The organism is Vibrio sp. 03_296 (assembly GCF_002265885.1).
Window position 1 is genome coordinate 1 of record NZ_NPKW01000231.1, and the last position, 665, is coordinate 665.

Annotated in this window: 1 protein-coding gene; it reads right to left on the reverse strand. The window is 46.7% G+C overall.

What is annotated here, in order from left to right; genetic code table 11:
• Positions 1-665 (reverse strand): DUF6701 domain-containing protein (locus CIK04_RS23605; RefSeq protein ID WP_369597166.1); only part of this gene is annotated, 665 nt, incomplete at both ends.

Below are 665 nucleotides of genomic sequence, written 5' to 3' on the forward strand. Positions count from 1 at the left end.
WACGTCGAGTAATCTTTCACCCGATCAACGATTTCATTATGCGTGTTATCAACATTGAAATAAGAGACGGTTGAAACATACGCTGAATCGAACAAGCCATAATTCTGTGTCACTTGATCTGAGGCATTTTGCGCCTCAACACTAAAAGCATGGTCAATCGGTTGGTTCATGTACGCGAATCCCGAATGCCCGGTCGCATACGTCCAACTATTGCTCGCTACAGCAACTTTATYAGGCACAAATCGGCCAATATTGCGGTAGCCCAAGTTAATGTCCATTCCCAGATAATTGGCCTGCGCATCCGCCATGACTTYCAAGCTGCCCACTTCATCCCAATAGAGCTGAGTAAAATCATAGTATTGATTTGTACCACTACCGCTGCCACTGCTGTGTACTTTGCTTAACCCATTGTCTCCTTGAAGTAACACACTTGTACTTCCTCCCGCAGGGGAGTGCAAGGCACTGCTCATCTCAACGACCGCACTGGGCGCATTACTGGCAAAGAAGTTTTGGGTAATCGCTGCATTACAGTAGCTGCTGGTTTCAATTTCTCCTGAGACAGCACCACCGCTTTGCCAAACAATCGGTTTTACGTGAAGGTTAAACCGTTCAGAGGCAAGTTTGAATTTAGTCCCCGAGGATGAAGTACCATCCATGGGCAACAC